5 protein-coding genes are annotated in these 4,803 nt (G+C 65.1%); 1 reads left to right on the top strand and 4 read right to left on the bottom strand.

Annotated features, from left to right (window positions below):
* The 4 genes from QOI01_RS16960 to QOI01_RS16945 all read right to left on the bottom strand — a co-directional run.
* Positions 1-493 (bottom strand): succinate dehydrogenase/fumarate reductase iron-sulfur subunit (locus QOI01_RS16960; protein ID WP_526382894.1); only part of this gene is annotated, 493 nt, incomplete at its 3' end.
* On the bottom strand, positions 490-2,442 hold the full coding sequence (locus QOI01_RS16955; RefSeq protein ID WP_526382892.1) for a fumarate reductase/succinate dehydrogenase flavoprotein subunit: 1,953 nt from the start codon (positions 2,440-2,442) through the stop codon (positions 490-492). The genes QOI01_RS16960 and QOI01_RS16955, both read right to left, overlap by 4 nt.
* A gap of 43 nt (positions 2,443-2,485) precedes the next feature.
* Positions 2,486-3,304, bottom strand: coding sequence for a succinate dehydrogenase subunit SdhC (gene sdhC, locus QOI01_RS16950; protein WP_526382890.1), 819 nt, complete (start codon positions 3,302-3,304; stop codon positions 2,486-2,488).
* 224 nt (positions 3,305-3,528) lie between these two features.
* Positions 3,529-3,825 carry an Rv0250c family protein gene (locus tag QOI01_RS16945; RefSeq protein WP_526382888.1) on the bottom strand — a complete coding sequence of 99 codons (297 nt, stop codon included), beginning with the start codon at positions 3,823-3,825 and terminating at the stop codon, positions 3,529-3,531.
* Between the two features lie 114 nt (positions 3,826-3,939).
* Here QOI01_RS16945 and QOI01_RS16940 point away from each other — a divergent pair, with 114 nt between their 5' ends.
* Positions 3,940-4,698 (top strand): isocitrate lyase/PEP mutase family protein, encoded by a 759-nt coding sequence (locus QOI01_RS16940; protein WP_526382886.1) that lies wholly within the window; start codon positions 3,940-3,942, stop codon positions 4,696-4,698.
* Positions 4,699-4,803 lie beyond the last annotated feature (105 nt).

Below are 4,803 nucleotides of genomic sequence, written 5' to 3'. Positions count from 1 at the left end.
TGTTCTCCTCGTGGTCACGCACCACGTGGCAGGTGTTCTGGCACAGGAAGCACTCGATGCACTTGCGGAACTCCTGGCTCCGCTCGACGTCGATCTGCTGCATGCGGTAGTCACCCGGCTGCAGGTCCTTCGGAGGGGTGAACGACGGGATCTCGCGGGCCTTGGTGTAGTTGAACGACACGTCGGTGACGAGGTCGCGCATCACGGGGAACGTTCGCATCGGCGTCACCGTGACGACGTCGCCCTCGCCGAATGTCGACATCCTGGTCATGCAGAGCAGGCGCGGACGGCCGTTGATCTCCGCCGAGCAGGATCCGCACTTGCCCGCCTTGCAGTTCCACCGGACCGCCAGGTCGCCCGCCTGCGTCTGCTGGATCCGGTGGATGATGTCGAGGACGACCTCACCCTCGTTCACCTCGACGGTGTAGTCCTTCAGCTCGCCACCGGTGTCGTCACCGCGCCAGACCCGCATGCTCGCTTGGTAGGTGGTCATTTACTGCTCCGTTCCGGGTGTTCTGCCAGTTCACCGTCGGTGTAATACTTCTCGAGCTCGGAAAGTTCGAAGCATCCCAGTAGGTCTGAGCGCATCGGCGTCTGCGGCTCGGGGGTGACGGTCACATCCGGGACGGTGGGATTGCCAATCCCGTCGCTGGGGACTGCGCGGCACACCAGCAGGGTGTTGCGCCATTCCGCATCCATCTTCGGGTAGTCGTCGCGGGTGTGCCCGCCACGGCTCTCGGTGCGCGCCAGCGCGGCCTTGGCCACGCACTCGCTGACGAGCAACATGTTTCTCATGTCGACGGCGAGATGCCAGCCGGGGTTGAACAGCCGGTTGCCCTCGACGGAGACGTTGTGCAGCCGCTCCTTGAGCTCGCCGAGCTTGTCCAGCGCGGCCTCGATCTCGCCTTCCTTGCGGATGATCCCGACCAGGTCGTTCATCGACTGCTGCAGTTCGGCGTGCAGGGTGTACGGGTTCTCCGGGTTGAGGTGCTCGTCGAACGGCAGGAGGGCCTGCTTGGTCGCGGCCTCCACTTCGGACTCCAGGACCTTCGGCCGGTCGGAGAGCGATCGCACGTAATCGGCGGCGCCCAGTCCGGCGCGGCGCCCGAAGACCAGCAGGTCCGACAGCGAGTTGCCGCCGAGCCGGTTGGAGCCGTGCATGCCGCCGGAGCATTCACCTGCGGCGAACAACCCTGGCGTCGTCGCCGCGCCGCTGTCGGGGTCCACCTCGATGCCACCCATGACGTAGTGGCAGGTCGGACCGACCTCCATCTCGTCCTTGGTGATGTCGACCTCGGCGAGCTCCATGAACTGGTGATACATCGACGGCAGCCTGCGCTTGATCTCCTCGACCGGGATGCGCGACGCGATGTCGAGGTACACGCCGCCGTGGGGGGTGCCGCGGCCCGCCTTCACCTCGGAGTTGATGGCGCGGGCCACCTCATCGCGGGGCAGCAGGTCAGGCGTGCGGCGCGCGGAGTCGTTGTCCTTGAGCCACTGGTCGGCCTCATCCTCGGTCTCGGCGTACTGCCCCTTGAAGACCTCGGGGATGTAGTCGAACATGAACCGCTTGCCATCGGAGTTCTTCAGCACCCCGCCGTCGCCGCGCACGCCCTCGGTGACGAGGATGCCCTTCACGCTCAGTGGCCACACCATTCCCGTCGGGTGGAACTGGATGAACTCCATGTTGATCAGCGACGCACCCGCACGCAGGGCAAGGGCATGGCCGTCGCCGGTGTACTCCCACGAGTTCGACGACACCTTGAACGACTTGCCGATGCCGCCGGTGGCCAACACCACCGCGGGCGCGTCGAACAGGATGAAGTTTCCCGTCTCGCGCCAGTAGCCCAGTGCGCCGGCGATCTTGGCCTGCCCTTCCCCCGTCGCTCCGCTCGCCCTCTTGTCCAAGATCAGCTCGGTGATGCTGCATTCGTGGAAGACCTTGATCCGGGCCTCGTAGTCACCGAGTTCGGCCTTGTCTTCCTGTTGCAGCGAAACGATCTTCTGCTGCATGGTGCGGATGATCTCCAGGCCGGTGCGGTCGCCGACGTGCGCGAGCCGCGGATAGGTGTGGCCGCCGAAGTTGCGCTGGCTGATCCGGCCGTCCTTGGTGCGGTCGAACAGGGCGCCGTAGGTCTCGAGTTCCCACACCCTGTCGGGGGCTTCCCTGGCGTGCAGCTCGGCCATCCGCCAGTTGTTGAGGAACTTGCCGCCACGCATGGTGTCGGCGAAGTGGATCTGCCAGGTGTCCTTCGAGTTGGCGTTCTTCATGGCAGCTGCACAGCCGCCCTCGGCCATCACGGTGTGCGCCTTGCCGAAGAGTGATTTGGTGACCACTGCGACGCGCAGGCCCCGCTCGCGGGCCTCGATCACGGCTCGGAGTCCGGCACCGCCGGCACCGATCACGACGACGTCGTATTCGTGCCGCTCCAGCTCAGTCATTCAATTTCACTCGCTATCTGCTGTTGGAAGATGAATGGTGCTGTCAGCCAACGAATCTCAGGTCGCTGATGGCACCACTGGAGACCAGCATGATGTAGAAATCGGTCAACATCAGGGTGCCTAGGGTGATCCACGCGTACATCTTGTGGCGGGTGTTGAGCCTGCTCACCTGGCCCCAGATCCAGTAGCGGACGGGATGTTTGGAGAAGTGCTTGAGCCTGCCGCCGACGACGTGGCGGCAGGAGTGGCAGGACACCGTGTAGACCCACAGCATCACGACGTTGCCGACGAGAATGACGTTGCCCAGACCGAAGCCGAATCCGCTGGGCGATTGGAACGCCACGATCGCGTCATAGGTGTTTATCACCGAGATGATTCCGGCGATGTAGAAGAAGTACCGGTGCGTGTTCTGGATGATCAGCGGAAGCCGGGTCTCGCCGGTGTACTTCGCGTGCGGTTCGGCCACCCCGCAGGCAGTCGGCGCCTGCCACACCGTCCGGTAGTAGGCCCCGCGGTAGTAGTAGCAGGTCAACCGGAACAGCAGCAGGAACGGCAGTGTCAACGCCGCGTAGGGCAGCCACCACACGTCGGGCAGGAACTGGCCGAAGTGGCTGGCCTCCGGAGTACACCCGGTGCTGACGCACGGCGAGTAGAACGGCGTCAGGTAGTGGTACTCGGCGACATAGTAATTGTTCTGCAGAAACGCCCGCACCGTCGCGTAGATCACGAACGCCGCGAAGCCAAGGTCGATGATCAGCGGCGACTGCCACCACCGGTCGGTGCGTAGCGTGCGTTGCGAGATCTGTGCTCGCGTCGGCGAGAAGACACCGGTGCCGGGGCGGTCGGCGGTGGGCGCGCTCAAGGAGTTTCCCTCACTTCGGTCGTAATGTGTCCGAGCGGACGCTAGCGGACTGCAGGGCCGCGCTCGAAGTCAGCGGGCCCTAACTTTGCCGGAGACGCTCACCGCTGGCTGTTCTTCGCGCAAGCCCTCCACCGCGTCCTGTTCTTCGCGCAAGCGCTCATCACCGCGTCCTGTTCTTCGCGCAAGCGCTCATCACCGCGTCCTGTTCTTCGCGCAAGCGCTCATCACCGCGTCCCCCCGAGGCCTTCGTCGTCCACGTCCTGCCAGAAGTCGCTGGCGTACTGGGTGTCGGGGATGCCGATCTTCTCGACGGTGTGGTTGTGATGGCTTACGCCACGCGCGAGATTCAAGTCCTCGGCGTCGATGTCGAGTCGGTCGATGTCATTGAGGATGCGCTCGGCGTCGTTGACGATTCGTCGCATCGCCGGGCTGTCGCCGTAGCGTGAGGCGAGTGATGTCACGCAGCGGCGAAGGCCGCCGATCAACTCGTGTAGCTGGTCGATTTCGGTGGTAGTGGACAACGGAGTTGACCTCCTTGGGCTGAAGGGTGTCACGGATCACAGTACGACAATTGATGCTAGTCAAAGAACGGGTTCTCACGTGACAAGGGTCACGTCGAAGATGGAGGTTGAAGAGTGTCCAACGAGGTTCTGCAGGAGCGGGCGGCGACGCTGAAGGCGCTGCACGTACCGGGTGATCCGGTGATCCTTCCGACGGTCTGGGACGCCTGGTCGGCGAAGTTGGCGGTCGATGCGGGGTTTGCCGCGCTGACCGTCGGCAGCCATCCGGTCGCCGATTCGGTCGGCAAGGTGGACGGGGAGGGGATGTCGTTCGACGATCTGCTCACCCGCGTGGCGCAGATCACCGGAGCGGTGGACGTGCCGCTGTCGGTCGACATCGAGTCGGGCTACGGCGAGACGCCGCAGCGGCTGATCGAGGGCCTGCTCTCGGTGAGTGCGGTGGGACTGAACATCGAGGACACCGTGCACAAGGAGGGCAAGCGGCTGCGTTCGCCCGAGGAGCACGCGGCGCTCGTCGGCGAGCTGCGCAAGGCCTCCGACGCGGCGGGCGTGCACGTGGTGATCAACGCACGCACCGATCTGTTCGTGCGCAACGACGGTGACGACACCGATCGCCTGGACCGTGCCATCGCCCGCCTGAAGCTCGCGGCCGACGCGGGTGCCGACAGCCTGTACCCGGTCGGCAGGCACGACGCCGAGACGACGCGACGGCTGACGTCGGAGTTGCCGTTGCCGGTCAATGCCATCGGGCTTCCCGACCAGGACGATCCGGCGTCGTTCGGGCCGCTCGGAGTCGCACGCGTCAGCTTCGGGCCGTTCTTCCAGCGGGCGCTGTCGAGCCGGGCGGAGGAGTTGCTGGCCCGCTGGAGCTGACGCGTTCGCCTGCCGTTCGGGCCGCCGACTTGCCATCCCGCCCGTGAGCGACGATGACGAACGGTGGCATTGGCACGATCAGCGCGGCGTCACGTGGGCCGCGGG

The organism is Mycobacterium sp. (assembly GCF_032162605.1).
GTDB lineage: Bacteria > Actinomycetota > Actinomycetes > Mycobacteriales > Mycobacteriaceae > Mycobacterium.
Note: the sequence above shows the minus strand (reverse complement) of the source record. Positions and strands in the feature narration are given on the sequence as shown.

Bases quoted from the DNA above. Each gene is read 5' to 3' on its own strand.
- QOI01_RS16955 (WP_526382892.1), bottom strand. From the start codon at position 2,442: ATGACTGAGCTGGAGCGGCACGAATACGACGTCGTCGTGATCGGTGCC.